This is a genomic window from Kribbella sp. NPDC051718 (assembly GCF_040681515.1).
In the GTDB taxonomy this organism is placed as follows: domain Bacteria; phylum Actinomycetota; class Actinomycetes; order Propionibacteriales; family Kribbellaceae; genus Kribbella.
Genome location: NZ_JBFAYZ010000013.1, coordinates 125557 through 148302 on the forward strand (window position 1 = coordinate 125557; position 22746 = coordinate 148302).

Consider the following 22746-nt stretch of genomic DNA (forward strand, 5'->3'; position numbering starts at 1 on the left):
GTGCTGTTCCGGTGTTGTCGCCTCTGGGGGACAACTTCAAAAGGAGCAGACGTGAAGATCGGCATCATCGGCAGCCGCAACATCGGTAGCGCGCTCACCCGGCGGTTCACCGCGCTCGGTCATGACGTCTCGGTGGCCAACTCACGAGGGCCGGAAAGCCTGCGCGAGTTGGCGGCCGAGACGGGCGCGACTCCGGTCGACGTGACCGAGGCGGCCAAGGGCGCGGAACTCGTCGTCGTGACGATTCCCGAAGGCAAGATCACGCAGCTGCCGTCCGGGCTCTTCGACGAGGCGGCCGAGGGTGTCGTGGTCGTTGATACAGGCAACTACTACCCGCAGCGGGACGGCCGGATCGCCGGCATCGAGGACGAGGGCCTGACCGAGAGCGGTTGGGTGGCTCAGCAGCTCGGCCGGCCGGTCGTCAAGGCGTTCAACAACATCATGGCCCTCCACCTGCTGGAGAAGGGCGTCCCTGCCGGCACGCCCGGCCGGATCGCCCTCCCGGTAGCCGGCGACGACCCCCAGGCGAAGGAGACGGTCTTCCGCCTGATCGATGACCTCGGCTTCGACACCGTCGACACCGGCTCCCTCACCGACTCCTGGCGCCAACAGCCCGGCTCTCCGGTCTACGTAGCTGACGCCGACGCCGACGGAGTCCGCAAACTCCTAGCCGAGGCAAGCCCGGACCGCCAGGACGCCTTCAAGGGCTGACTCGTCCGATGCGGCGTTCGAGGATTTCGGCGATGGCGGGGGCCTCGTTCTGCGGTAGGACCCAGTCCTGGCCCTGTGCTTGCAGGATGAGCGCGGGGCCGGGGCTGCTGGCGGGTGCGAGCTTCATCGCCACTGGGTATTTGAGTCGTTCGGAGCCCGACAGCGTCACCGCATGTATGCCGGTGATAGCGGTGAGCGGGTAGGACTTCTCCCGTACGGTGCTCTCTCCATCGACGGTCTGCAGCACCATCTGCTCGTGCAGGGTGACCTGGGAAGCGTCGACGGACAGCCGCAGCCGGGTCAGCCCGCGCATCCGGAAGCTCAGCTCGTACTCCGAATCCGCCAGCTCCGCGATGGCCGGCACCATCAAGGCCCGGAAGGCGTAGCGCCCGAAGCCAGAGCCGAGGATGGTGCCGCCGACCGTGATCGGCAGGGCCCACAGCGCCAGCGAGCCAGCGCCGAGGACATCCGCAGCGAACGCCGTGAACAGCGCAGTCACGCCACCGAGCAGGAATCCGGCCCGGGGCCAGTGGGCAGGCAGGTAGCGGCTCTTGCCCCGGCGCCACCATCCGACGGCCAGCACCGCGACCGGGACCAACGCGGCCGCCCACTTCGCCGCGCCCTCATCGGAGGCCGCGCAGACCCACAGGACCAGCCCGAGGAAGATCAGCGGGATGCCGACGTAGATGAACGACACGACCAGTTGCGCCTGCCGGTGCCTTGCCTCCAGTGAGCTCACCTGGAAAACCCAAGCACAGCGGACGCCAGACGCCTAAAGTTGCCGGGGATGACCGCGCTCTTCGACGTACCGGCCCCGCTCTTCAAGACGCTCTCCGACCAGCTGCCGTGGCTCGACGCCGCGCCCGCGCTGGCGGCGGAGTACCTCGACCGCTGGAACCTCCGCCTCGACGGCGAGCCCCTGCACGGGATGGCCTCGATCGTCCTGCCGGTCGTCCGGGCAGCCGACGGGACGCGGGCGATGCTGAAGCTCCAGCCCTTCACCGACGAGAACAAGGGCGAGGCCCTCGGCCTCAAAACCTGGAGCACTGACGACGTCGTCGAGGTGCTGGACGACGACCCAGCGACGGCGACGATCCTGCTCGAGCGGCTCGAACCGCGCTCGCTCGCCGACCTCCCTGACGACACCGAGGCGACGAGGATCCTGGCCGAGCTGCTCGCCCGGCTCTGCGTAGTACCGGCTCCACCCGGTCTGCGACGGCTGGAGGACATCGTCACCGAGATGCTGACGGACGCGACCGAGCTGATCCCGCGGTTGGCCGACCCAGACCAGCAGGACCTCGTACGCCGCTACGCCGCACAGGCAGCCGAATTGGTGCAGGAGCCAGGCGACCGACTCCTCCACTGGGACCTCCACTACGAGAACGTGCTCGCCGCCCAGCGCAAACCCTGGCTGGTGATCGACCCCAAGCCGCTCGCCGGTGACCCGGGCTTCGAGCTGCTGCCCGTGCTGCACAACCGTTGGGACGACCTGGTCGCCTCCGGTGATCTCCATCGGGCGATCCGGCGACGCTTCGACCTGATGCTCGAGGTGACCGGCCTGGAGCGTGAGCGTGCGGTCGGCTGGACGATGGTCCGCATCCTCCAGAACGTGCTCTGGGACCTCGACGGCGCCGAAGACGAGATCGATCCGCACCAGTTGGAAATCGCCCGTGCCCTGACCCTCAACCCTGATTACATAGTTACATGACTACACCGACGCTATACGAGTGGGCGGGCGGCGCCGAGGCGTTGCTCCGGCTGACCGACGTGTTCTACGACGCGGTGGCGAAAGATCCGATCCTCGCCCCGGTCTTCGCGCACATGAGGGACAAGCACAAAGAGCACGTCGCGATCTGGCTGGGCGAGGTGTTCGGCGGCCCGAGCCGCTACACCGATGAGCTGGGTGGCTATCCCGCGATGCTTGGCCACCACCTGAATCTCGGCCTGACGGAGGAGCAGCGCTCCCGCTGGGCCGCCCTGATCGCCGCCAGCGCCGACCCGGCCGGCCTCCCCAACGACCCGGAGTTCCGCTCGGCCTTCGTCGCGTACATCGAGTGGGGCACCCGCATCGCGCTCGCCAACTCGCAGCCCGGCGCCACCCCGCCCCCGAAGGCTCCGGTCCCACACTGGGGCTGGGGTGAAGCACCGCCGTACCAGCCGTGATAGTTGTGACACAACCGGTGCCGCGAGAGGCTTTTGCCGCAGTGACGCCGGGGTAAGACCTGGTAAAGGTTGCAGTGTCAGACACCCGTCGGGGGAAACCGGGAACCAGGGCTTCGATATTGTCGGCGGTTCACGACGAACCCGGTGGCCGGGATGCGAGGGTGAACCATAGTGACCGCTCAGCTCGAGTACCCCGACTTGCAGGACAGCGAGGCGCTGCTGTCGATCCAGGGTCTGTGGAAGGTGTTCGGGCCGAAGGCGGCCCGGGTGCCCCGCCGGCCGGAGCTGGCGGCGCTCAGTCGCGCCCAGCTGCTGGACCAGACCGGCTGTACGGCGGCCGTCCGCGATCTGAGCTTCGACGTCGCCCCTGGTGAGGTGTTCGTCGTGATGGGCCTGTCGGGTTCCGGCAAGTCGACGCTGGTCCGCTGCCTGACCCGGCTGATCGAGCCGACCGCCGGCAGCATCTTCTTCGAGGGCGAGGACCTGCGCGCCGCCGACGAGAAGCGGCTGCGGACGCTGCGCCGGAGCAAGTTCTCGATGGTCTTCCAGCACTTCGGCCTGCTCCCGCACCGCAAGGTGATCGACAACGTCTCGTACGGGCTCGAGGTCCGCGGTGAGAGCAAACCGGACCGCAAGCGCCGCGCCCAGGAGGTCATCGACCTGGTCGGCCTCCGCGGCAACGAGAACCTGTACCCCGAACAGCTCTCCGGCGGCATGCAGCAGCGCGTCGGCCTGGCCCGCGCGCTCGCCTGCGACCCTGACGTCCTGCTCTTCGACGAGCCGTTCTCCGCGCTCGACCCGCTGATCCGCCGGGAGATGCAGACCGAGGTCGTCCGGCTGCACCGCGAGGTCGGCAAGACGATGGTCTTCATCACCCACGACCTGAACGAGGCGCTCAAGCTCGGCGACCGGATCCTGCTGATGCGCGACGGCGAAGCGGTCCAGCTCGGCACCGGCGACGAGCTGGTCGGGGCGCCGGCCGACGACTACGTGCGCGACTTCGTCCGCGACATCCCGCGGGCCGACGTCCTCACCCTGCGCTGGATCGTCCGCCAGCCGCGCCCGGACGAGGAGCTGTCCGCGCTGGAGCTGGGCCCGGACGTGCTGGTCCGCGAGGCGACCCGGCAGGTGCTCGAGTCCTCGCTCCCGGTCAAGGTGGTCGCCGACGGACAACTGCTCGGCGTGATCGGCGACGAGGAGATCCTGACCGTCGTCGCGGACCGGGAAACTTACTCCTCACCCGCGCGCGCCTGACATGGCCTCCATCACCGGCTCGGTCCACATCGAGGTCAAGCGACCCCGACGGTCTGTCATCGTCGGGGTGCTGCTGGTCGTCTGGGTGGCCGCGTGGTTCGTGCTCAAGGGCATCGACACGCTCGCGCTCGGCGGGCAGGAGACGACCGGGCTGCACCGCTGGCTGACCGAGCATCGCGACTTCATGGGCAGCGGCAACGCGGTTCTCGACGGAATCCGGGTCGCCGTCGACCAGTTGGTCATCCTGCTCCAGGCGGTCATCTCGCAACCGTCGTACGGTCGGCCGGTGCCGGTCATCGGCTGGCTGGGGGTCGTGGCGGTTTCGGCGTACCTGGCCTGGGCCTTCGGCAACTGGAAGGTCGCGCTGCTGACCGCGAGCGGGCTGACCTTCCTCGGGCTGCAGGGGTTGTGGCAGGAGAGCATGGACACGCTCTCGCTGACCATCGCCGCCGTGCTGCTCGCGCTGCTGGTCGGCATCCCGCTCGGTATCTGGGCGGGCCTGTCGAATCGGGTGTTCAAGGTCGCGACGCTGATCCTCGACCTGATGCAGACGCTGCCGACCTTCGTGTACCTCGCCCCGCTGACCCTCTTCTTCGCGATCGGCCCGGCCGCCGCGACGATCGCGACGCTGATCTACGCGGCGCCGCCGGTCGTCCGGCTGACCGCGCACGCGATCCGCTCGGTGCCGCGGGAGAGTGTGGAGGCGGCGCGTTCGCTCGGCTCGTCGGGCGGGCAGACGCTGATGAAGGTGTTGCTGCCGATGTCGCGCAGCACGGTCGTCGTCGGCATCAACCAGACGATCATGGCCGCGCTGTCGATGGTCACCGTGGCTGCGCTGATCGACGCGCCCGGCCTCGGCCAGACGGTGCTGAAGGCGCTGCAGACGCTCGACGTCGGGGTCGCGTTCAACGCCGGCCTCGCGATCGTCGTACTGGCCATCGTGCTCGACCGGGTGACCACCGCAGCCGGCGACCGGCCATGGCGTACTGCGAGCCTGCGGCGCAAGGTGCTGCTCGGCGCCGGCGCAGCGGGCGTCTTGGTCGCTGTCTGGTTCTCGCGTACCTACGTGTGGGCGGCCGAGTTCCCGACTGGTGCGAATGTCGGCTCGAAGATCGCAGTCGCGGCGACTGAGGTGACCAACTGGGTGCTGGACGTCTTCGGCGGGTTCACCTACGGCGTCCGGGACGCGGTGACCAAGGGCGTGCTCAACCCGCTCGAGGGGTTGCTCACTGAGTCACCCTGGTGGCTCGTCGCCGCGGTGATCGTCGCGCTGGCCGCCTTGCTGGGGAGCTGGCGGGGCGCCGTACCGGCTGCTGTCTGCCTGGGGCTGCTGGTGGCGACCGGGGTGTGGCACGACAGCATGGTCACGCTGGCGTCGACGCTGCTCGCGACCGTCGTGGTCGTCGCCGTCGGGCTCGTGCTCGGGGTGTGGACCGGACGCAATCATCGCGCGGACAGTTGGCTGCGGCCCGTGCTGGACGCCGGGCAGACGATGCCGCCGTTCGTTTACCTCGTACCGTTCCTGGCGCTGTTCGGGACCAGCCGGTTCACCGCGATCGCGGCGGCCGTGGTCTTCGCCGTACCGGTGACCACCAAGATCGTTGCCGACGGCATCCGGGCGGTGCCGGTCGCGACGGTCGAGGCGGCCAACTCGGTCGGGTCGAGCACGTGGCAGGTGATCAGCAAGGTGCAGTTGCCGGTGGCCCGCCGGGCGATCACGCTGGCGGTCAACCAGGGCCTGATCTACGTGCTCTCGATGGTCGTCGTCGGCGGCCTCGTCGGCGCCGGGGCACTCGGGTACGACGTCGCCGCCGGCTTCGCGCAGAGCGAGCTGTACGGCAAGGGACTCGCCGCCGGGCTGGCCATCGTGCTGCTCGGCGTGATGCTCGACCGGATCACGCAGGCCGCGGCCGCGCGCACCCGGAAGTACAAGGGAACATCTAGAGGAGACAACCTGTGGTGACCAACAAGCTCCGTACTGCTGGAGTGCTGACCGCCCTGGCGCTGGCCCTGACTGCCTGTGGCGGTGCGAAGGTCGGATCCGACAAGCCGGCCGCCGGCAGCAGTGGCAAGGAGTGCGGCACCTTCAACCTGACCGTCAGCCCGTGGGTCGGCTACGAGGCGAACGCGGCCGTCGTCGCGTACGTCGCGACCAAGGAGCTCGGCTGCAAGGTGGTGAAGAAGAACCTCAAGGAAGAGATCGCCTGGCAGGGCTTCGGCACCGGTGAGGTCGACGTGAACCTGGAGAACTGGGGTCACGAGGACCTGAAGAAGAAGTACATCGAGACCGGCAAGGTCGCGGTCGAGGCCGGGTCCACCGGGGTCAAAGGCGTGATCGGCTGGTACGTGCCGCCGTGGATGGCGGCCAAGTACCCCGACATCACCGACTCGAAGAACCTGAACAAGTACGCCGACCTGTTCAAGACCTCGGAGTCCGGCGGCAAGGGCCAGCTGCTTGACGGCGACCCGTCGTACGTGACCTACGACGAGGCGCTGGTGAAGAACCTGAACCTGAACTACAAGGTGGTGCAGAGCGGGAGTGAGACCGCGCTGATCCAGGCCTTCCGGGACGCGGAGAAGAACAAGAAGCCGCTGCTCGCCTACTTCTACCAGCCGCAGTGGTTCTTCGACGAGGTCAAGCTGGTGAAGATCAACCTGCCGGCGTACAAGGCCGGATGTGACAAGGATCCGGTGAAGATCGCCTGCGACTACCCGCCGTACGACCTGGACAAGATCGTCTCGAAGAAGTTCGCCGACTCGGGCAGCCCGGCGTACGACCTGGTGAAGAAGTTCAACTGGACCAACGACGACCAGAACGTGGTGGCGAAGTACATCGCCGAGGACAAGCTGACCCCGGACGCGGCCGCCGAGAAGTGGGTCAAGGACAACCAGTCCAAGGTCGACGCCTGGCTGGGTAAGTAGCTCCTAGAAGACGCCCGGGCCGGGAGTGAGGATGCCGGCCGGGTCTGTTGTGTGCTTCAGCTGTTGAAGGTGGGGCCAGCGGTCGCCGTAGTGGTCGGCCCAGTCGGCCTGGGTGAAGACGACCGACTCGATCGGGTACCGCGTGCCGCCGAGCGCGCGGGCCCGGTCGTACAGCGTTCGGTTTCTGGTGAGCAGGTCCTCGCTGAAGTCGGTGGTAGCCGTCATCAGGGTGAAGAGGTAGACCCAGTCGCTGCCGTCGTCTTGCGGCAGGCGAAGAGATGGGCGGGTCAGCTTGGCGCGGCGGTGGGCGTAGAGCAGGACGAAGCCACCGGCGCCGATGTCAGTTGGGGTGAGGTTGTCGAGCACCTCGGTGACATAGCGCTCGGCGGTCGTCTCCGGCAGCCAGACGGTGAGCCACGGCTTGGCGCGGTGGTCCCAGTCGAGGGCCGCGCGGAGCTCTTCGACGGCGACATCGATACGGGTCACGTGCGGGAGGAAGTCGTTGTCGCTGATCGTGGTTTCGGTGGGCGTGAGATCTCGTAGTACGTATGCGTCGTCCGGCGGCTCGGCGGCCTGGTGGAAGGTGAAGGCGCTGAGGTGCTGGCCTTCGCCGAACTCGCCGTACAACTCGCTGACCTCTGAACGGTGCAGCAGAGTCCGGAAATCCCGAAAGAACTCGCTCAGCTCTGAATACGAAAGCTCATGGCCCCGCACCCGCTCCGGCGCGACCCCCAACCGGACAGTCGCTCTGGTGATGATCCCGTACTGACCCAGCCCAGCCAGCACGGCCTCGAACAGCTCCTTGTCGTGCTCCGCCGAACACGTCCGCAGCTCGCCGGTGCCGGTGACCACCTCCAGCTCGATCACCGAGTCGACCTGGCCGCCCGACTGGATCGCCGGCGGGATCCCGCCCAGTGAGAGGGTGCCGCCGAAGGTGAGCCCGAGGAAGCCGGTGAGCGCCGGCGGGGTCAGGCCTCTCGCGTTGGCCGCGTTGGTGAGCTGCAGCCAGTCGGCGCCGGCGTCGACGATCGCGTAGTCCGCACCGATCTCGTGGATGGTGTCGAGCGCCGTCATGTCGATCAGCACGCCGTCGGTGAGCCCCTGGCCGTCGGTGGTGTTGGCGAGGCCGCGGGCGGCGACCGGGATGCCTTCTCGTGCGCAACGCCTGACGATCTCCTGGATGTCCTCGACCGAGGCTGGCCTGAGGACACCTGCAGGCACCTTCGTCCGGTACCTCCCCGCGTCCTGCGACACTCGCTCGCGGCTGACTCGGTCGACTGAGTACTCACCCTGCAAGGAGACCTCCGGCGTACAGGTTGAAGGGCCGTTGAGCTTGTTCGGGGCCACCGGCAATTATCACGCGGCGCGCGAGCAACGCCGACGACACGCCGGAAATGTGGCCGGACCGGGTAGCGTCGGTTCCATGATCATCGTGACAGCTGCACTGAAGGGCGGGGTAGGTAAGACAACCACGTCGGTGTATTTGGCCGCGCTGGCATCTTCCAACCGTCGCACAGCCACCCTCATCGACGCCGACCCGCAGGGGAGCGCCGCGGACTGGATCGCCGACTCCGACGACGAACACCTGGCCAGGATCGAGATCGCCGAGGCGCCGACCGAGCGACTCCTGACGAAGGCGCTGGACCGGGTGCCACCGGAAGGCATCGGGGTGGTGGACATGCCCCCGTCGCACGAACGCCTCCTCAACAAGGCGCTCGAACGGGCCCGGATGGTGGTCATCCCCACCCGAGTAGGCGGCGTAGAAACCCCGCGGGTGAAGGCCGTCCTAGAGCTCGTCCCCAAAGAAATCCCCGTCGGCCTCGTGATCTGCTCCGCGCGCACTTACACGCGCTCCTACCAGGAAGCCATGCAGCAGTACGCCGAGGAGAACATCCCCGTCTGGGGCACCATCCCCGAACGAGTCTCCATCACCGCAGGCCCCACCGGCCCCCTGGCCGAAGACGGCCTGGAGTCCTACCGCAAGGTCTGGCGAAAAATCCTAGCCGCCGCCCGCAGCTAACCTCACCCCCCTCGGCCCGCCCTCCGCCCCACCACCGGAGGGCGATCCCGCCACGCCCCGCCACCTACCCACCCGGCTCGTGGCGCTACGCATCATCTCGCTCGAGATCGCAGGGGGAAGGGCACAGCCGGTTGGGAGCAAGATGTGTCCCGCTCGACAGGAGGTCGTCGGTTCTGGCGCCCGGGTCGACCATCGGTTGAGCGTGGGTAGCCGGCGAATCGGCGAGTACATCCTGTCGAGCGGGACACAGCAGGCCCGAGCTACGAGCCGGCGGAGCGCCGTCTCCAGCCCGATGGCTCAGCGGTTGAGGGGTGGTTCGCCTCGGACGTAGGAGCGGATCACCGTGGCGGCGGCGCCGCGGGCCCAGTCGTCGAAGGTGTGGGAGCGGAGCATCAGGCGGCAGTCGCCGGCGGCGCCGAAGGCGTGCTCGGCGAAAGCCTGGCGCATGCGCTGGTCGTAGAGGTCGTAGTCGGCCACGCCCTCGCCGGCGATGACGACCAGCTCAGGTCCTACCAGGTTGACCATGGCGGCCAGGGCCGAGCCGATGACCTCGCCGGCCCGGTCGAATGCTTCGCGGGCGTGTTCGTCGCCGTTGTGGGCCAGCTCGATGGCACCGGACAGATCCAGGTCCGGTTGGCCGGTGGTCTCCCGTACCCGGGCCAGAATCGCGTCCGACGACGCGACCGTCTCCACACACCCGCGCCGTCCACAGGTACAGACAAGATCCCCCGGCGCCAACGGCAGATGCCCGAGCTCGCCGGATACTCCGTGCGCTCCCGACACCACCTCGCCGTTGATGTAGAGCCCGCACCCAACACCGGACCCGATCGTCACCACCGCGAACGAGTCCGCGTCGACGCCGACCCCGAACCAGTGCTCAGCCACCGTCAGCGCCCGCACATCGTTCGACACCACGACCGGCACCTTCAGCTGCTCCGACAGCAACGAGGCAACCGGCACATCCCGCCATCCCATGAACGGCGAGTCCCGTACGACCCCGTGCTGCGCGTCGACATCGCCCGAGACCGCTACCCCGATCCCGATCAGCGGTCCGGCCGGGTCAGCAGGATCGTCGAGCGTCTCGATCAGCTCCTTGGCCAGCTCAGCCAGTCGCTTGATCACCGACTCCGCCGACGTGTCGGTCACCTGCTGGTGCCGTACCGCGCGAATCCCCGCCCGGAAGTCCGTCGTGACGCCGATCAGATCCGTCGGCGTCACCTTCAGCCCGATCACCGAGATGCTGTCCGGTACCACCGTCAGCGGACTCACCGGCCGCCCGATCCCCAGCTCGACCCGGCCCACGTCGTCGATCGGCACGGCGACCGGCTGGTCGGTCACGAAGCCGGCCTCGATCAGCGGCGCGACGGCCTTGGTGACGGCGGCTTGGGAGAGGCCGGTACGCCGGGCGATCTCGACCCGCGGGATCGGTCCCTGGGTCAGAATTCTGGTCAGCACCTCGACCCCCGCCGGAGTAGCGAGTGGCAGCGGGCGGTTCGGGCGCAACGGCACAGGACCAAACTACCGGCGTCGGACGCCTTTCATCGCTCCGGGCGCACCTCTCGCCGCAAAACAATGCAAAGACTGCCTCGCTGCCCGGGGCGTGACGGCCGCTCCGGTTTAGCCTCGGCGGAGGGGGAAAGCTTCCGGGGGCGACCGAAACGAGGTTGGTGAATGCCCGACCCGAAGAGCCAGGACCCCGTCGTGGCCCCCGGTGTCGACGCCACCAAGCCGAGTGTCGCGCGCGTGTACGACGCATTCCTGGGCGGCAAGGACAACTACGAGTCCGACCGCGCCGTCGTCCGGCAGATCCTCGAGATCGCCCCAGAACTGCCCGACTGGACCCGCGAGAACCGCCGCTGGCTCGGCCGCGTCGTCGAGTGGCTGACCCGCGAGGCGCGGGTGACCCAGTTCCTCGACCTCGGCTCCGGCCTGCCGGCCGCGCAGAACACCCACCAGCTCGCCCAGCAGATCAACCCGGCCGCCAAGGTCGTGTACGTCGACAACGACCCGGCCGTGATCGCGCACGGCCGCGCCCTGCTCCTCGACAACGACAACGCCTTCTTCGTACCGGCCGACTTCACCGAGCCCGAGAAGCTGCTCGCCGACCCGATCGTGGTGGACAACCTCGGCCGCCCGGCCGGGATGATCCAGGCGCTTGTCCTGCACCACCTCGAGGACTACGAGCAGACCCGTGAACTGGTCCGCACGTACGTCGACGCGCTGCCGTCCGGCTCGTTCCTCGCGATCAGCCATGCCTGCAACCCGCGCGACGGCAGCGAAGCGGCACGCCTGTCGACGGAGCTGGAAGCCAAGTTCCACGAACGGTTCCCGTCCCTGCGCTTCCGTACCCCCGCCGAGATCACCTCGTTCTTCGACGGCCTGGAGCTGCTCGACCCCGGCGTCGTCCGCCTCTACGACTGGTGGCCGCCCGGCGTCGTCCTCGAGGAGAGCCCGGCCGCCGGCCTCCGCGCGGGCGCCGGCCAGATCCTGTACTGCGGCCTGGCGCGCAAGGCCTAGTCCGCCAATCGCGACTTGTCGACATTCATCGCCGCCTCGAGTGTCGGCGACGCCAACGCCCACCGAATCGTCCGGGTCAGCCCCTCACCGGCAGCCCGCACGACAGTCCCCTCAGCCAGCGGCAGGAACGGCAGCCGCAGCGGCCACCGAGTCCACCAAGGCAGCAGGCCGACCGCCGCAGCAGTCAGTACGGCGTACGCAGGCCGCGCAGCAAGCGGCACGGGCGGATGTACCAGGATGAACCGAGCCGCCTGCCGCGCTTCCGTAGTACCGCGTAGCTCCGGCCGGTACTCCTCCAGCATCTGCCGCAGCTCCACCTGAGTCGTCGGCGGCTCCACCACGCCCAGTGCACGAGCTACGCGAGCGGTGTCCTCCACATACCCATCGCTCTCAGCACTGTCGAGCGGCGCAGCGCCGTACTGCCGATAGGCCGCCAGGAAGCTGTCCACCTCGGCCAGGTGCACCCACTTGAGCAGGTGCGGGTCAGACGCCCGGTACCGAACACCATCGGGGCTGGACCCGCGCACCCGCTCATGCACCCCGCGCACCCGGGCGACTGCGTCCTCCGCGTCAGCACTAGCGCCGTACGTCGTGATGGCAAGGAAGTAGCTGGTCCGTTGCAACCGTCCCCACGGGTCACCGCGATAGCCCGAGTGAGCCGACACCGCCGCCATCGCCAGCGGATGCAGCGACTGCAGCAGCAGCGCCCGCAGCCCACCCGCGAACATCGACGCATCCCCATGCACCCGCCGGATCGGCCGATCCGGCGCGAACCACCGCGGACCCGGGGTGTCGTGCACCCGCGCCCGCTCAGCCAGCGGATCCGGCCCGGCCACCTTCGTCAGGATCATCCGGGCAAGCCCGTCCCTCAAGGGGTTGAACAGGTTCTCCTGCGGAGTGGCGGACATGACTCCAGTCTGCCCACCACTCCAAGCCCTCGACCATCAGTGCGAGACGTCAACGAACACCGGGTTCGTGTACAGCCAGGTGTCGAGCCACGGGTCGCCATCACCGTTCGGGTGCTGGATCGGCCCGGCCGGGTCGATCTTCCGGCCCAGGTAGCCAGGACCGTTCCGCCGGCCGTCACTGCCCCGCAGCCGCAGGTAGTGCGACCGCTCTGCCCGGCCCAGCGGAATCCGCAGCGTGTAGGTGCCTGTCTTCCGGTGTACGTCGATCTGCTCGACCACTCGCGTGTCCGGTGCCCGCCAGTTGTCCTTGTCAGGCGCAGTACCGGTCACTACGCCCCGAATGACGTCCAGGTGAGCCAGTTGCGGCAGGAGACCGTGGAAGTTCGGCCGGGTCGCAGTGGTCACCGTGACACGCAGTTCGAGCCGCTCGCTGCGGCGTACCTTCAACCGCCCGCCCAGCGTGACCCCGCGATGCGACGAGCCGGCCGGAGCCACCCGTACATCGATCCCGTCGACCAGCTGCCCGTGGTCCACCCACACCCGGCCGGCGCGCAGTCCGGCCATCACGTCCAGGTAGCCGTACTTCGTCACGCCCACATGCGTCCTGCTGAACTGGCCCGGCCAGAAGTCGCTACCGGCCTGCGGTGTGCCCGCATCGGTCGGAGACGGCTTCCACCCGAGCGAGTCGAAGTTCTGCCCGGGCGGGAACACCCCATCCGTCCAGGTGTCCCAGATGGTCCGGTGGTTGTCGCTGTTCGAGGTGATCGAGAACAGCTTGCCCTCGGCGAGCAGGGCGTCCCACAGGCCACCCACGGTCGCCGTAGCCCAGTCGAAGCCGCCGTACGTCCGGTAGGCGTCGTTCGGGTACCCCGGGAAGCTGCCGGTACCCGGGTTGTTCACGTACTCGCCGCGCTGCGAGTTGGTCGTCCCGCGGAAGGCGACCCAGGCCGGGTCGGCGTCGCCCTGCGAGCCGGGCGCACCCTCCATCCCGATCATCACGCCACTGTCCCGCCAGGCCCTGATCTCGTGCGGCGAGTCGATGCCCAGCCGCAGCGGGTGGTTGGCCAGCACGAGCACGTCGTCGACGAACCCGCTCTTCTTCTGCGCGGCCAGCCACTGCAGTGCCTTGATCGCGTGCGCCTCGTTCTCAGCAGTGTCGGCGGAACGGTTGGTCAGCTTGCCGTCGTACTCGCGCTCGAACTGCTGGAGCAGCGCCACGTTGTTCGGTCCCGGCGCGACCAGCACGGTGCCGTGCTCCGCTGCAGGGATGTACCACTCGAGGCCCTGGAAGATCAGCATCCGCGGGTTCTCCGCCCGCGCCTTCAGCACCTCGGCGTTCTCGGCGGCCGCGCCCTTGTCCGCGTGCCCGAAGTTGCTGTGCTCGGTGAACGCCATCCAGTCCAGCCCGAACTGCGCCCCACGCTGCGCGTGCTGGGTGAAGTCGTACTTCGCGTCATGGCTGTACCGGGTGTGCACGTGATGGTCGCCGACCAGGTACACCAGCTCCGGGTCGCCAGCCGACGTACTGGTGCCGGCCGCCGCCTCACCGGCTCCCGCGACCCCACTGATCCCGGCCGCGGCGAACCCCGCACCCAGGAGTCCGGCGCCCCGGATCAACCCACGGCGCGACACCCCCTGCGGATCGAGCGCCTCTTCGGGAACGTCGGGATCGGCCCACTCGGGGACTTGCTGCTCGGTCATGGCGGGAACCTTTCTTGTGCTGACAAGCCACTGTCAAGGCCCGCGATGACGCGAAGATGTGCACCGGATGAACTGTCGCCGCACGTACCGATGATTGTCATATACCGATGAACTGACTATGGTGATCCGCATGCCTTCCACCGAGATGCGCGAGCCGACGTTCCTCGTCCTGGCCGCGCTGGCCGACGGCCGCAAACACGGCTATGCCGTGATCACCGAGGTGACCAGCCTGTCCAGCGGCCGCGTCACCCTCCGCCCAGGCACCCTGTACGCCGCCCTGGATCGCCTCTGTGAGGAGGGCCTGGTCCGCCCGGCCGGCGAGGAGGTCGTGGAGGGCCGCTTACGCCGGTACTACGAACTCACCGACGCCGGCGCCGAGGCGCTGGCCACCGAGGCGGCCCGCCTCCAGTCGAACGCCGCCCAGGCGATCACCCGCCTCCGCCTCCGCCCGACGGGGGGTGCCGCATGAGCGCGCTGAACCGGGGAGTGCTCAAGTGCTACCCCCGCTGGTGGCGTGAACGACATGGCGAGGAGGCGCTCGGCCTGCTCATCGACTCCGCCGAGGCCCGCGGTCGTACCGACTTCAGGGACCTGCTCAACCTGGCAGCCCATGCCGCCCGGGTCCGGCTGACCCAGTCGGGTCCGCCCACTCTGGTCCAGGGAATCCGCAACCGGGTGTCGGTGATCGCGGCGACCCTGCTCGCCGCGATCGGCAGTACCTTCCTGATCTTCGGTGAGTGGGCGCCCTGGGATCCGCGGACCAGCATGGGAGGTTCGCCGATCGCCAACGTGACCACCGGTTCGATCTGCTTCCTCGCCGGGGTGCTCGCCGCGATCGCGATGGTCTTCGACCGCCCCGTCGTCGCGCGCTGGTCAGCGGCAACCAGCGCGGTGACCGCGCTGGCCGCCATGTTCCCGCCAATCGAGCAGCTGGCCGAGTCGTTCGGCTTCACCCGCCCCCCAGGCACGATCCTGCTCTTCACCGCCGTGATCGCAACCCTCGCCGCCGTCGGCATCCCGGCAAGATCCCGGGCCTCGCACAGCTCGCCATCGCCCCACGCCTCGCGAGCGCCCCACGCCTCGCGAGCGGCCCGCGGCTCCCGCGGGCGGTTCGCTTTGCTGGCGGTGTGCCCGTCCATCGGTGCGGTGCTGGTGACAGGTCTGTCGATCCGGCCCGAGCCGTGGTTCTTCTACCGCCTGCCCGACCAGCAGTCGCTGCGGATCGGCCTAGGAGTCCTGCTCGGCACAGCATTGATCGTGATCGCCGTCGTCCTGCTGCTTGCCGGTCACCGCGCCTGGGGAGCGGCACTCGCCATCAACTCAGTGCCGTGGCTGCTGATGTTCTATCTCGATCCGCTGGCGAGCGGCACCTGGACCTCCGGCGGCCCCCTGGGCGTGGTCGGCACCATGCCGCTCGGCGGTCTCGGCGTACTGCTCTTGGTGATGCTGGCCGCGCTGGCAGCCGGGCTGATCGCGGTCCGGCTCAACCGCCGGCCTCAGCCTGCCGTGAACTCGGTGGCGAGCAGCGAGTAGAGCAGGGAGTCGCGCCAGTCGCCGTTGGTGAAGACGTGGTGCCGGATCCGGCCCTCGTAGCTGAAGCCGAGGCGCTTGACCACCGCGACCGAGGCCAGGTTGTCCGGGCCGATCGCGGCGCTGACCCGATGCAGCTCGAGCGGCCCGAAGGCGAACTTCAGCATCGCCCGGGCCGCCTCCGTGGCGTAGCCGCGACCCCAGTGGTCCGCGGCGATCGCATAGCCGAGGTGTGCTGCCTGCACCCCGGTCGGCCCGAGCCGGGCGAAGCCGATCATCCTGTCGTCGTCGAGGCGGGTGACGGCGAGCAGGTAGTCGGGCCGGTCGGGCTGCTGGGACCGCTCGACGATCGTGGTCAGCGTCTTGGCTGCCGCCTCGCGGTCCCGGCTGTCGAACGACAGCCAGTTGGTCACCCGATCGTCACCGACGATGGCCAGATAAGCATCCAGATCGTCAAGCTGGAACTCGCGCAGCCTGACGCCATCGCCGGTGAGCGGATCCATCCCGCCTGCTACCGCGGGAAGGTCTGCATCGGCGTACGGGTGAACATCTCGATCTCTTCCTGCAGCTCGCGGGCGTCGTCGCCGTGCCCGGACTGCCGCAGGGCCTGGTGCACCCGGCGGGCGGAGTGCACGACACCGTTGATCCGGCGCTCGGCCGGCAGGCCCAGGACCGGCGCGAGTGCGTCGGCGGCGCCTTCCAGCTCACCGCTCGCGATCCGGGTGATGGCCATGGCGGCGTGGCTGCCGGCGGCGTCGCCGAAGGCCCACTCGGGGTGCGATTGGTCGTTGTAGGCGTCCACTGCCTGCCGGGAGTACTGCTCGGCGGTCTCGCGCTCGCCCGGAAGCCAGGCCAGCGCGTCGGCCGCGTAGTACAGCTGGCGGTTGCGGCCGAAGGTGCACAGGCCGCCCATCTCGTCGAGCTCGTCGGCCTGGACCGTGCCCCACGCGTTCTCCGCGCGGACCAGGGCGGCCCGGGCGGCGTCCGCGTTGCCCAGTGCGGCCCAGGCGCGGGCCTCGCTCACCGGGAGCCAGACACCGGTGGTGCTGTTGGCCTGCTCGGCATACCCGGCGCCGAGCTGGGCGTACCGGACCGAGTCGTGCGGGTTGCCGGCCCAGTAGGAGACCAGCGACTGCAGTCCACGGACCCAGGCGCGCAGCCCGTGGTGGTCGGCGTTGTCGGCGCAGAGGAAGGCCGTCCTGGCCTGGGTCAGCGCTGCGTGCGGGTTGCCGAGGTCGTGCGACGCCTTGGCGAGCAGACCACCGGTCACGCCGCCGAGGAAGTACAGCTGCCGCAGGTGTTCCGGACGCTGCCGGCTCTCCAGCAACGCGAAGACCAGGTCCTGCGTCTCGACCAGTTGGCCGAGGATTTCCGGCAGCGGGCGCTGCGGGTAGGCCTTCGCGACGTGTCTCACGTCGTCGTACACCTGTTCCATGGCCTCGCTTCCGAGACCGGTCTGGGCCGCGAGGGCGAAAGCCCGCGCACGGCTGGCAGCCATGTCGAGTACCTCCATCTCATTACCTGTCGTGATCCGTCCACCTGCCGCAGGGGCCGGCACCACCTGGGCGGCCTGCTCGGGGACGTATGGAGCGAGGAGTTCCTCGACCGGCTTGCCGAACATGCGTTGCAGGGTGCGCCGGGTCTGTGGAGTGGTCCCTGCTCGCTCGCCCGATGCGAGGCGCCGCAGGTGCCGCTCGGTGATGGTTCCACCCAGCTCGACGAACTCGGCGACGATCTCGGAGTAGGTCTGGTTCCGGCGCTGGATCAGGTGCGCCAGGACCGTCTTTGGCGTATACCTACCCGCCATCGTTCCTCCCGTTCACGTCAGATAAGACGTTGTCTCGACTCATGCCCCACTACAAGGTGCAGTCACCCAGATGTCCGCCAGAGGTCCGGGAGAGGTCCGGCAAAGGTCCTCTCCAGGTCCTAGAGCGGTCACGGTCGGTCTGTGCACCATTACTGCCATGACAACCAGTAAGTCCAACTGGTTGCAAGGGCTGAGAGTTACGGGGTGAGCAAGCAGTGACTGTTGCGGAAATGACGTCGAGGCAGCACCGGCGCCGAGTGCGGGTCTGGTTCGGCGAGCATGTGATCGCGCAGTACGTGGCAGAAGCACCGCTGGCAGCGCGCTACGAGCAGGCGATGCGGCGCCGTTTCGCCGGCCTCAGGGTCACCAACGACCTGCTTGGCCCGCAGCAAGAAGCAGACGTTCAGCACTGAAAAAGACTTCCGGGTCCTCCTCAGACCCGGAGCTGCTCCTGGGGTCTCCTCACGTCCAGGGTCAGCGACCGAAGGTCCGGGGCACTCCTCAGCTCCGGACGAAACCAGAGGTGCGGTCCGGGGCATCCTCAGCTCCGGACCGCACCGCCCACCAGCCCGGCTGGGCTGGCGGCTGAGTCCCTGTATCGCCGCCGCCCAGCCGTTCCAAACCACCTCCTGGCCGACACCTCGGGCCGGGCGGGGCAAGTGTCCTTCGCCGGAGCTCCGCGCTAGTTGGCTCCGGAGCTCCGGCGCAGGACACGTGTGGCTCCTGACACCTCACCAGGAGCCACACTCCGAGGTGGCCGGATCCGCTGTGTGACCGCCGCGCCTGGGCGGTCACGCAGCGGAACCATTTCCGGGCCGGTAGCCGAGATTCACCGCCATCCGGCGCAGCACGTCGACGGTCTGCAGGTACTCCGCGTCGACGATCCCGTTGGTGATCCGCCGGCGCTGCGCCTGGACCTTCTCCCGCAGCTGCGCGTGCGCTGCCAGGCCGGCCGGCGTCAGCCCGCCGTCGTCGAGCCAGCCGCGAGCTGTCAGCGGACCTGTCAACGATGCCAGCTCGGCCGGATCGCCGGACAGGAACGGCGCCAGCGCGACCGCGACCGGCGCCTCGCCTTGGACGGCGTTCAGGATCTGCCACTGGCGCCGGCTCACCCCGTCCGCTGCGAGGACCTGCTCGAAGGACTGCTCGAGCAGCCGGTCCACTTCCTTCAGCCACCATCCGATAGGCTTGTTGTCATCTGACATGTGCATGTCAATGAGCATATATCTTGGAGGGCTGATGGTCGACCCCGCCGCCGAGGTCGAGGCCGCGATGGTGGCGATCCGCCGCCGCCAGACGAAGCGGATGTTCGCCCGCGCCGCCGACCTGGCCGACGACTCCGGTCAGCAGGTGATCGACGCGATCGAGGCCGCCGACCCCGAACTCCTCGGCGTCAACGGCATCGCCGAGGCTCTGGGCGTCGACCAACCCCGCGCCAGCAAACTCGTCGCCGCCGCGGTCTCCGCAGGCCTGGTACGCCGGGAAGCCGATCAACTGGACGGTCGACGAACCAACCTCGTCCTCACCCCGGCCGGCCACGACCGCCTGGCCGCGGTCCACGCCGTCCGCCGCACCCGCTTCGCCGAGGCGATGACCGACTGGCCGGACGCAGACAAAGAAACCTTCGCCATACTCCTGACCCGCTTCGTCACCGCCCTCAACCGGACGTAGCGACGTAGACCGCGAACGGTGCATCCGGGTAGACACCCTCCCGACCCTCGACCAGCCCATCGGTCTGAATCTCACCCGCATACGTCATCCCCAGCCGCTCCATCACCGCACGGGACGCGGTGTTGATCCGCTCGGTGAACGAGATCACCACCCGAGCCCCCAACACGCCGAAGGCGTAATCCAGCCCAGCCCGCCCGAGCTCGGTAGCAAAGCCTCGGCCGCGAGATGAGCTGAGTAAAGCCCACCCGAGTTCCAACCGGTCAGCAGCCCACGCACCCCCGAGCCCGCCGAGGCCGAGCTCGCCATCGCCGAGGCCGCCGGCACCGGGCCCGCCGGCACCGGGCTGCCCGCGGAGCGGGCCGTCATCGAGCAGGGCCGCGATCTTTGCGGTGACCTCTGAGTCTGCGGCCATGCGTTCCATGCCGCCGCGGCCGACGAGGGCGCCGGTGGAGCGGTCGTACGCCATCCACTTGCTGACGCCGTTGCTCTCCCACCGCGACTGGAAGCCGGCAGCCCGGCGTACCGACTCCTCGGTGGACCACGTCTCGTCGTACCACTGCGCCACCCACGGATCCGAGTGCAACCGCTCCAGGTCCGCTGCATGTCCGGGTAGGACCTCGCCCGGTCCAGTGATCGGCACCAGCATCAACCGCTCCGTCAAAACAGTCCGGACGGCGTACGCGACGATGTCCCGCAACCGCCGATCCCCATCGGTCCGATTGACCATCAACAACTCCAGGTCACCCGGACCCACCCAGGCACTCGCGTCGTGCTTCCCCTCCTCCAGCCGCGGCCGCGCAAGATCCCCGTCCACCTCGACGACGTAGTCGATCTCCCGCCGCACCCGCCCCGCGTACTCCCACTCCCAGTCGGTGACGGCCGCCACGACCTCCCGTACCTGCCACCCGGTCTCCTCCTCGACCTCCCGGGCCAACGCCTCCTCCGGCGTCTCCCCCTCCTCCAGATGCCCACCCACCACATCCCAGATCCCCGGCAACAACCGCCGCTCCGCAGTACGCCGGTGCACGTACACCCGCCCCTGCTCATCCCGGATCAACGCCCCGACACAGTCCACTGCCCGCATGCCCCAGGACCCTAGACCGGACGGGTAATTCACGTGGAGCGTGCGGCAGGCACTGGCAGACTGGCCGGTATGCGTGCGGACCGGGCGATTCTGTTCAAGCTGGCGACCAACGAGCGACTAGAGCAACTGGTGAAGGGCATCCCCGGCGGGGAGGAGAACGCCTGGCGGGCAGCCTCCCGGTACGTGGCCGGCCGGACCCGCGACGAGGCACTGCAAGTGGCCGAGGCCCAGATCGGCAAGGGCCACGGCATCAGCGTCGACCTGTTCGGCGAGATGTCCACCGACCCAGCAGACGCCGCCAAGGTGGTCGACGAGTACCTGGAGCTGGCCAAGCTCCTCCCCGAACCACCGGCCGACGTCTGGCTGTCCCTGGACCTCTCGCACCTGGCCCTGGACATCGACCCCGCCGGTGCCGCCGACCGCGTCGCCACGATCGCCGAAGCCCTCCCACCCGGCCGCCTGCTCCAACTCGGCGCCGAGGACACTGCCCGCACCGACGCCATCCTCCAAACCGTCCTGGACGTAGCCGGTCGAGGTCTGGCGGACCGCATCGGCGCGACCGTCCAGGCCAACCTGCAGCGATCCCCCGGCGACATCGACGCTCTGACCGAGGCTGGAGTACAGGTCCGCCTCGTCAAGGGCGCGTACGTCGAGCCAACCGGCGCCTATCCCTACGGCGAGCAGACAGACATCGCGTACCTCCGCCTAGCTCACCAGTTGGCAGCCAGCGAAGCCCGCTGGTCCCTAGCCACCCACGACGGCCGCCTCCGAGAAGCAGTAACGCTCTCACTGGGCACAGTCCCCGTAGAGCAACTACTAGGCATCCGCCCCGACGTCCTCGACGACCTGCGCCGCCGAGACATCCCCACCCGCGTCTACATCCCCTACGGCCCATCCTGGTTCCGCTACTGGCTCCGCCGAGTTGCAGAATCCCGCGGCGCCTAGCGGCTGACCTGACGAGCTAGCCTCGCGGCATCTCGGTCACGCGGTTGGGCATGAAGAGGACGGCGACGACGAGGAGTACTGCGGCCGCGGCGGCGCCGTAGTACACGTCGTGGATGGCGGGGGCCAGGACCGACGACGGCAGCTTCTCCAAGTCGTCGTGGTTGTCACCGAGCCGGCTGGCGACCATCGCGTTGGCGACCGCGCCGAAGATGGCGACGCCGACCGCGCTGCCGACCGAGCGGGCGAACATGTTGGCGCCGGTCACCACGCCGCGGCTGGTCCACTCGACGGACGACTGGGCGGCGACCACGCCCGGCGATGCGGAGAAGCCGAGGCCGATACCGATCACGAAGCAGGCGAAGGCGAGGTAGACGACCGAGCTCGTCGGCTTGACCGTGAGCAGTAGGGCCGAGCCGAGCACGACGAAGACCGAACCGATGAACATCGTCCAGCGGAAGCCGATCCGCAGGTAGATCCGGCCCGCGAGCGACGCCGCGATCGGCCAGCCCAGCGTCATCGCCGCCAGCGCGAAGCCGGCCACCAGCGCCGACGTCCCGAGCACGCCTTGCGCATAGAGCGGCACGTAGGTCGACAGGCCGATCATCAGGACGCCGACCAGCAGCGCGGACGAGTTGGCGGAGTTCAGCACGCGCTGGCTCAGTACCCACAAGGGCAGGATCGGCTCGGCCGCGCGGCGCTCGACGAAGCCGAAGGCGACCAGCAGGATGACGGCCACGGCCAGGATCGCGATGCTGGTGGCCGAGTCCCAGGACCAGATCACTCCGCCCTCGAGCAGCCCGAGCAGCAGCAGCGAGCCGCCGACCGCGAGCAGGATCGTGCCGGCGTAGTCGATCTGGTGCCGGGTGGTCTGGACGATGTTCTCCTGGAAGCGCCGGTAGAACACCACCCCGGCCACGAGTCCGAGCGGCACGTTGACGAAGAAGATCCAGCGCCACGAGATGTAGTCGGAGAAGACGCCGCCGAGGGTCGGGCCGACGAACGAGGCGATGCCCCAGACACTCGCGATGTAGCCCTGCACCTTGGCCCGCTCGGCGACCGAGTAGATGTCGCCCACGATCGTCATCGCGATCGGCTGGATCGCGCCGGCGCCGAGCCCCTGGATCAGCCGGAAGGCGATCAGCGCCGGCATGCTCCAGGCGAACCCGCAGAGCACCGAGCCGAGCACGAACAGCAGGATGCCGAACAGCATCAGCGGTTTGCGGCCACGCTGATCGGCGAGCTTGCCGTAGATCGGCACCGAAACCGCCTGGGCCAGCAAATAGATCGAGAACAACCAAGGGAACTGGGTGAAGCCGCCCAGGTCCTCGACCACCGACGGTACTGCCGTCGCCAGGATGGTCGCGTCGATCGCCACCAGCCCGACACTCAGCATCACCGCGAGCAGGATCGGTCCCCGCTCCGACCGCAGCCCAACACTTGCCCGGTCGATCCGTTCAGTAGTCATAACAGCTACACAACTTACGCGACGGGACATCGATTCCTGTAGGCAATG

At 68.7% G+C, this 22746-nt stretch carries 23 protein-coding genes; 13 read left to right on the plus strand and 10 right to left on the minus strand.

What is annotated here, in order from left to right:
• The first annotated feature begins 51 nt into the window (after positions 1-51).
• On the plus strand, positions 52-711 hold the full coding sequence (locus AB0M15_RS36580) for an NADPH-dependent F420 reductase (protein ID WP_363829579.1): 660 nt from the start codon (positions 52-54) through the stop codon (positions 709-711).
• On the opposite strand, the gene AB0M15_RS36585 is transcribed toward AB0M15_RS36580, so the two are convergent.
• Positions 701-1450, minus strand: a complete 750-nt coding sequence (locus AB0M15_RS36585) for a hypothetical protein (protein ID WP_363829587.1) — start codon at positions 1448-1450, stop codon at positions 701-703. The genes AB0M15_RS36580 and AB0M15_RS36585 overlap by 11 nt on opposite strands.
• 48 nt (positions 1451-1498) lie before the next feature.
• Here AB0M15_RS36585 and AB0M15_RS36590 point away from each other — a divergent pair, with 48 nt between their 5' ends.
• The 5 genes from AB0M15_RS36590 to AB0M15_RS36610 all read left to right on the plus strand — a co-directional run bounded on the left by AB0M15_RS36590 (position 1499) and on the right by AB0M15_RS36610 (position 7050).
• Positions 1499-2419 (plus strand): aminoglycoside phosphotransferase family protein, encoded by a 921-nt coding sequence (locus AB0M15_RS36590; RefSeq protein ID WP_363829596.1) that lies wholly within the window; start codon positions 1499-1501, stop codon positions 2417-2419.
• Positions 2416-2874, plus strand: coding sequence for a group II truncated hemoglobin (locus tag AB0M15_RS36595; protein ID WP_363829604.1), 459 nt, complete (start codon positions 2416-2418; stop codon positions 2872-2874). The genes AB0M15_RS36590 and AB0M15_RS36595 overlap by 4 nt, the downstream gene beginning before the upstream one ends.
• A 171-nt stretch (positions 2875-3045) precedes the next feature.
• Positions 3046-4128: a glycine betaine/L-proline ABC transporter ATP-binding protein gene (locus tag AB0M15_RS36600; protein ID WP_363829614.1), complete on the plus strand. Its 1083-nt coding sequence runs from the start codon at positions 3046-3048 to the stop codon at positions 4126-4128.
• Position 4129: 1 nt separating this feature from the next.
• Positions 4130-6091 (plus strand): ABC transporter permease subunit, encoded by a 1962-nt coding sequence (locus AB0M15_RS36605; RefSeq protein WP_363829622.1) that lies wholly within the window; start codon positions 4130-4132, stop codon positions 6089-6091.
• Positions 6085-7050: an ABC transporter substrate-binding protein gene (locus AB0M15_RS36610; protein ID WP_363829631.1), complete on the plus strand. Its 966-nt coding sequence runs from the start codon at positions 6085-6087 to the stop codon at positions 7048-7050. Before AB0M15_RS36605 ends, AB0M15_RS36610 begins: the two co-directional genes overlap by 7 nt.
• A gap of 3 nt (positions 7051-7053) precedes the next feature.
• Here the strand turns inward: AB0M15_RS36610 and AB0M15_RS36615 are convergent, their stop codons facing one another.
• The gene (locus tag AB0M15_RS36615; protein WP_363829640.1) at positions 7054-8397 is read right to left on the minus strand and encodes an FAD-binding protein; all 1344 of its coding nucleotides are present in this window, start codon (positions 8395-8397) and stop codon (positions 7054-7056) included.
• Between the two features lie 76 nt (positions 8398-8473).
• Between AB0M15_RS36615 and AB0M15_RS36620 the strand changes: the two genes are divergently transcribed.
• A complete protein-coding gene (locus AB0M15_RS36620) occupies positions 8474-9070 on the plus strand; it encodes a ParA family protein (protein ID WP_164597010.1) in 597 nt (198 codons plus the stop codon).
• Positions 9071-9367: 297 nt separating this feature from the next.
• Here the strand turns inward: AB0M15_RS36620 and AB0M15_RS36625 are convergent, their stop codons facing one another.
• Positions 9368-10579 (minus strand): ROK family transcriptional regulator, encoded by a 1212-nt coding sequence (locus AB0M15_RS36625; protein WP_363829655.1) that lies wholly within the window; start codon positions 10577-10579, stop codon positions 9368-9370.
• A gap of 162 nt (positions 10580-10741) precedes the next feature.
• Here AB0M15_RS36625 and AB0M15_RS36630 point away from each other — a divergent pair, with 162 nt between their 5' ends.
• Positions 10742-11587: an SAM-dependent methyltransferase gene (locus AB0M15_RS36630; RefSeq protein WP_363829663.1), complete on the plus strand. Its 846-nt coding sequence runs from the start codon at positions 10742-10744 to the stop codon at positions 11585-11587.
• On the opposite strand, the gene AB0M15_RS36635 is transcribed toward AB0M15_RS36630, so the two are convergent.
• On the minus strand, positions 11584-12495 hold the full coding sequence (locus tag AB0M15_RS36635) for an oxygenase MpaB family protein (protein WP_363829671.1): 912 nt from the start codon (positions 12493-12495) through the stop codon (positions 11584-11586). The two genes, AB0M15_RS36630 and AB0M15_RS36635, sit on opposite strands and share 4 nt — an antisense overlap.
• Positions 12496-12531: 36 nt before the next feature.
• Positions 12532-14196, minus strand: a complete 1665-nt coding sequence (locus tag AB0M15_RS36640) for a PHP domain-containing protein (RefSeq protein WP_363829680.1) — start codon at positions 14194-14196, stop codon at positions 12532-12534.
• Positions 14197-14326: 130 nt separating this feature from the next.
• On the opposite strand from AB0M15_RS36640, the gene AB0M15_RS36645 reads away from it, so the two are divergent.
• Positions 14327-14665 (plus strand): PadR family transcriptional regulator, encoded by a 339-nt coding sequence (locus tag AB0M15_RS36645; RefSeq protein WP_363829689.1) that lies wholly within the window; start codon positions 14327-14329, stop codon positions 14663-14665.
• On the plus strand, positions 14662-15729 hold the full coding sequence (locus tag AB0M15_RS36650) for a hypothetical protein (RefSeq protein ID WP_363829696.1): 1068 nt from the start codon (positions 14662-14664) through the stop codon (positions 15727-15729). Before AB0M15_RS36645 ends, AB0M15_RS36650 begins: the two co-directional genes overlap by 4 nt.
• On the opposite strand, the gene AB0M15_RS36655 is transcribed toward AB0M15_RS36650, so the two are convergent.
• The gene (locus tag AB0M15_RS36655; protein WP_363829704.1) at positions 15693-16229 is read right to left on the minus strand and encodes a GNAT family protein; all 537 of its coding nucleotides are present in this window, start codon (positions 16227-16229) and stop codon (positions 15693-15695) included. The two genes, AB0M15_RS36650 and AB0M15_RS36655, sit on opposite strands and share 37 nt — an antisense overlap.
• An 8-nt stretch (positions 16230-16237) precedes the next feature.
• Positions 16238-17533: an XRE family transcriptional regulator gene (locus AB0M15_RS36660; RefSeq protein WP_343967702.1), complete on the minus strand. Its 1296-nt coding sequence runs from the start codon at positions 17531-17533 to the stop codon at positions 16238-16240.
• Between the two features lie 230 nt (positions 17534-17763).
• On the opposite strand from AB0M15_RS36660, the gene AB0M15_RS36665 reads away from it, so the two are divergent.
• Complete coding sequence (locus tag AB0M15_RS36665; protein ID WP_363829722.1) at positions 17764-17946, plus strand: hypothetical protein; 183 nt, start codon at positions 17764-17766, stop codon at positions 17944-17946.
• A gap of 378 nt (positions 17947-18324) precedes the next feature.
• Here the strand turns inward: AB0M15_RS36665 and AB0M15_RS36670 are convergent, their stop codons facing one another.
• Positions 18325-18744, minus strand: coding sequence for a hypothetical protein (locus AB0M15_RS36670; protein WP_363829729.1), 420 nt, complete (start codon positions 18742-18744; stop codon positions 18325-18327).
• Positions 18745-18772: 28 nt separating this feature from the next.
• On the opposite strand from AB0M15_RS36670, the gene AB0M15_RS36675 reads away from it, so the two are divergent.
• Complete coding sequence (locus tag AB0M15_RS36675; RefSeq protein ID WP_363829740.1) at positions 18773-19204, plus strand: MarR family winged helix-turn-helix transcriptional regulator; 432 nt, start codon at positions 18773-18775, stop codon at positions 19202-19204.
• On the opposite strand, the gene AB0M15_RS36680 is transcribed toward AB0M15_RS36675, so the two are convergent.
• Positions 19191-20288 carry a GNAT family N-acetyltransferase gene (locus tag AB0M15_RS36680; protein WP_363829747.1) on the minus strand — a complete coding sequence of 366 codons (1098 nt, stop codon included), beginning with the start codon at positions 20286-20288 and terminating at the stop codon, positions 19191-19193. The genes AB0M15_RS36675 and AB0M15_RS36680 overlap by 14 nt on opposite strands.
• 69 nt (positions 20289-20357) lie before the next feature.
• On the opposite strand from AB0M15_RS36680, the gene AB0M15_RS36685 reads away from it, so the two are divergent.
• Positions 20358-21233, plus strand: coding sequence for a proline dehydrogenase family protein (locus AB0M15_RS36685; RefSeq protein WP_363829754.1), 876 nt, complete (start codon positions 20358-20360; stop codon positions 21231-21233).
• 16 nt (positions 21234-21249) lie between these two features.
• Here AB0M15_RS36685 and AB0M15_RS36690 read toward each other — a convergent pair whose 3' ends face one another.
• The gene (locus tag AB0M15_RS36690; protein ID WP_363829762.1) at positions 21250-22698 is read right to left on the minus strand and encodes an MDR family MFS transporter; all 1449 of its coding nucleotides are present in this window, start codon (positions 22696-22698) and stop codon (positions 21250-21252) included.
• Positions 22699-22746: the final 48 nt, after the last annotated feature.

Excerpts from the sequence above, each read along its gene's own strand:
- AB0M15_RS36685 (WP_363829754.1), top strand. The coding sequence starts at position 20,358 with ATGCGTGCGGACCGGGCGATTCTGTTCAAGCTGGCGACCAACGAGCGA.
- AB0M15_RS36660 (WP_343967702.1), bottom strand. The coding sequence starts at position 17,533 with ATGGCGGGTAGGTATACGCCAAAGACGGTCCTGGCGCACCTGATCCAG.
- AB0M15_RS36640 (WP_363829680.1), bottom strand. The coding sequence starts at position 14,196 with ATGACCGAGCAGCAAGTCCCCGAGTGGGCCGATCCCGACGTTCCCGAA.
- AB0M15_RS36590 (WP_363829596.1), top strand. The coding sequence starts at position 1,499 with ATGACCGCGCTCTTCGACGTACCGGCCCCGCTCTTCAAGACGCTCTCC.
- AB0M15_RS36670 (WP_363829729.1), bottom strand. The coding sequence starts at position 18,744 with ATGCACATGTCAGATGACAACAAGCCTATCGGATGGTGGCTGAAGGAA.
- AB0M15_RS36650 (WP_363829696.1), top strand. The coding sequence starts at position 14,662 with ATGAGCGCGCTGAACCGGGGAGTGCTCAAGTGCTACCCCCGCTGGTGG.
- AB0M15_RS36630 (WP_363829663.1), top strand. The coding sequence starts at position 10,742 with ATGCCCGACCCGAAGAGCCAGGACCCCGTCGTGGCCCCCGGTGTCGAC.
- AB0M15_RS36645 (WP_363829689.1), top strand. The coding sequence starts at position 14,327 with ATGCCTTCCACCGAGATGCGCGAGCCGACGTTCCTCGTCCTGGCCGCG.
- AB0M15_RS36690 (WP_363829762.1), bottom strand. The coding sequence starts at position 22,698 with ATGACTACTGAACGGATCGACCGGGCAAGTGTTGGGCTGCGGTCGGAG.
- AB0M15_RS36675 (WP_363829740.1), top strand. The coding sequence starts at position 18,773 with ATGGTCGACCCCGCCGCCGAGGTCGAGGCCGCGATGGTGGCGATCCGC.
- AB0M15_RS36635 (WP_363829671.1), bottom strand. The coding sequence starts at position 12,495 with ATGTCCGCCACTCCGCAGGAGAACCTGTTCAACCCCTTGAGGGACGGG.
- AB0M15_RS36665 (WP_363829722.1), top strand. The coding sequence starts at position 17,764 with ATGACGTCGAGGCAGCACCGGCGCCGAGTGCGGGTCTGGTTCGGCGAG.
- AB0M15_RS36655 (WP_363829704.1), bottom strand. The coding sequence starts at position 16,229 with ATGGATCCGCTCACCGGCGATGGCGTCAGGCTGCGCGAGTTCCAGCTT.
- AB0M15_RS36595 (WP_363829604.1), top strand. The coding sequence starts at position 2,416 with ATGACTACACCGACGCTATACGAGTGGGCGGGCGGCGCCGAGGCGTTG.
- AB0M15_RS36605 (WP_363829622.1), top strand. The coding sequence starts at position 4,130 with ATGGCCTCCATCACCGGCTCGGTCCACATCGAGGTCAAGCGACCCCGA.
- AB0M15_RS36680 (WP_363829747.1), bottom strand. The coding sequence starts at position 20,288 with ATGCGGGCAGTGGACTGTGTCGGGGCGTTGATCCGGGATGAGCAGGGG.
- AB0M15_RS36620 (WP_164597010.1), top strand. The coding sequence starts at position 8,474 with ATGATCATCGTGACAGCTGCACTGAAGGGCGGGGTAGGTAAGACAACC.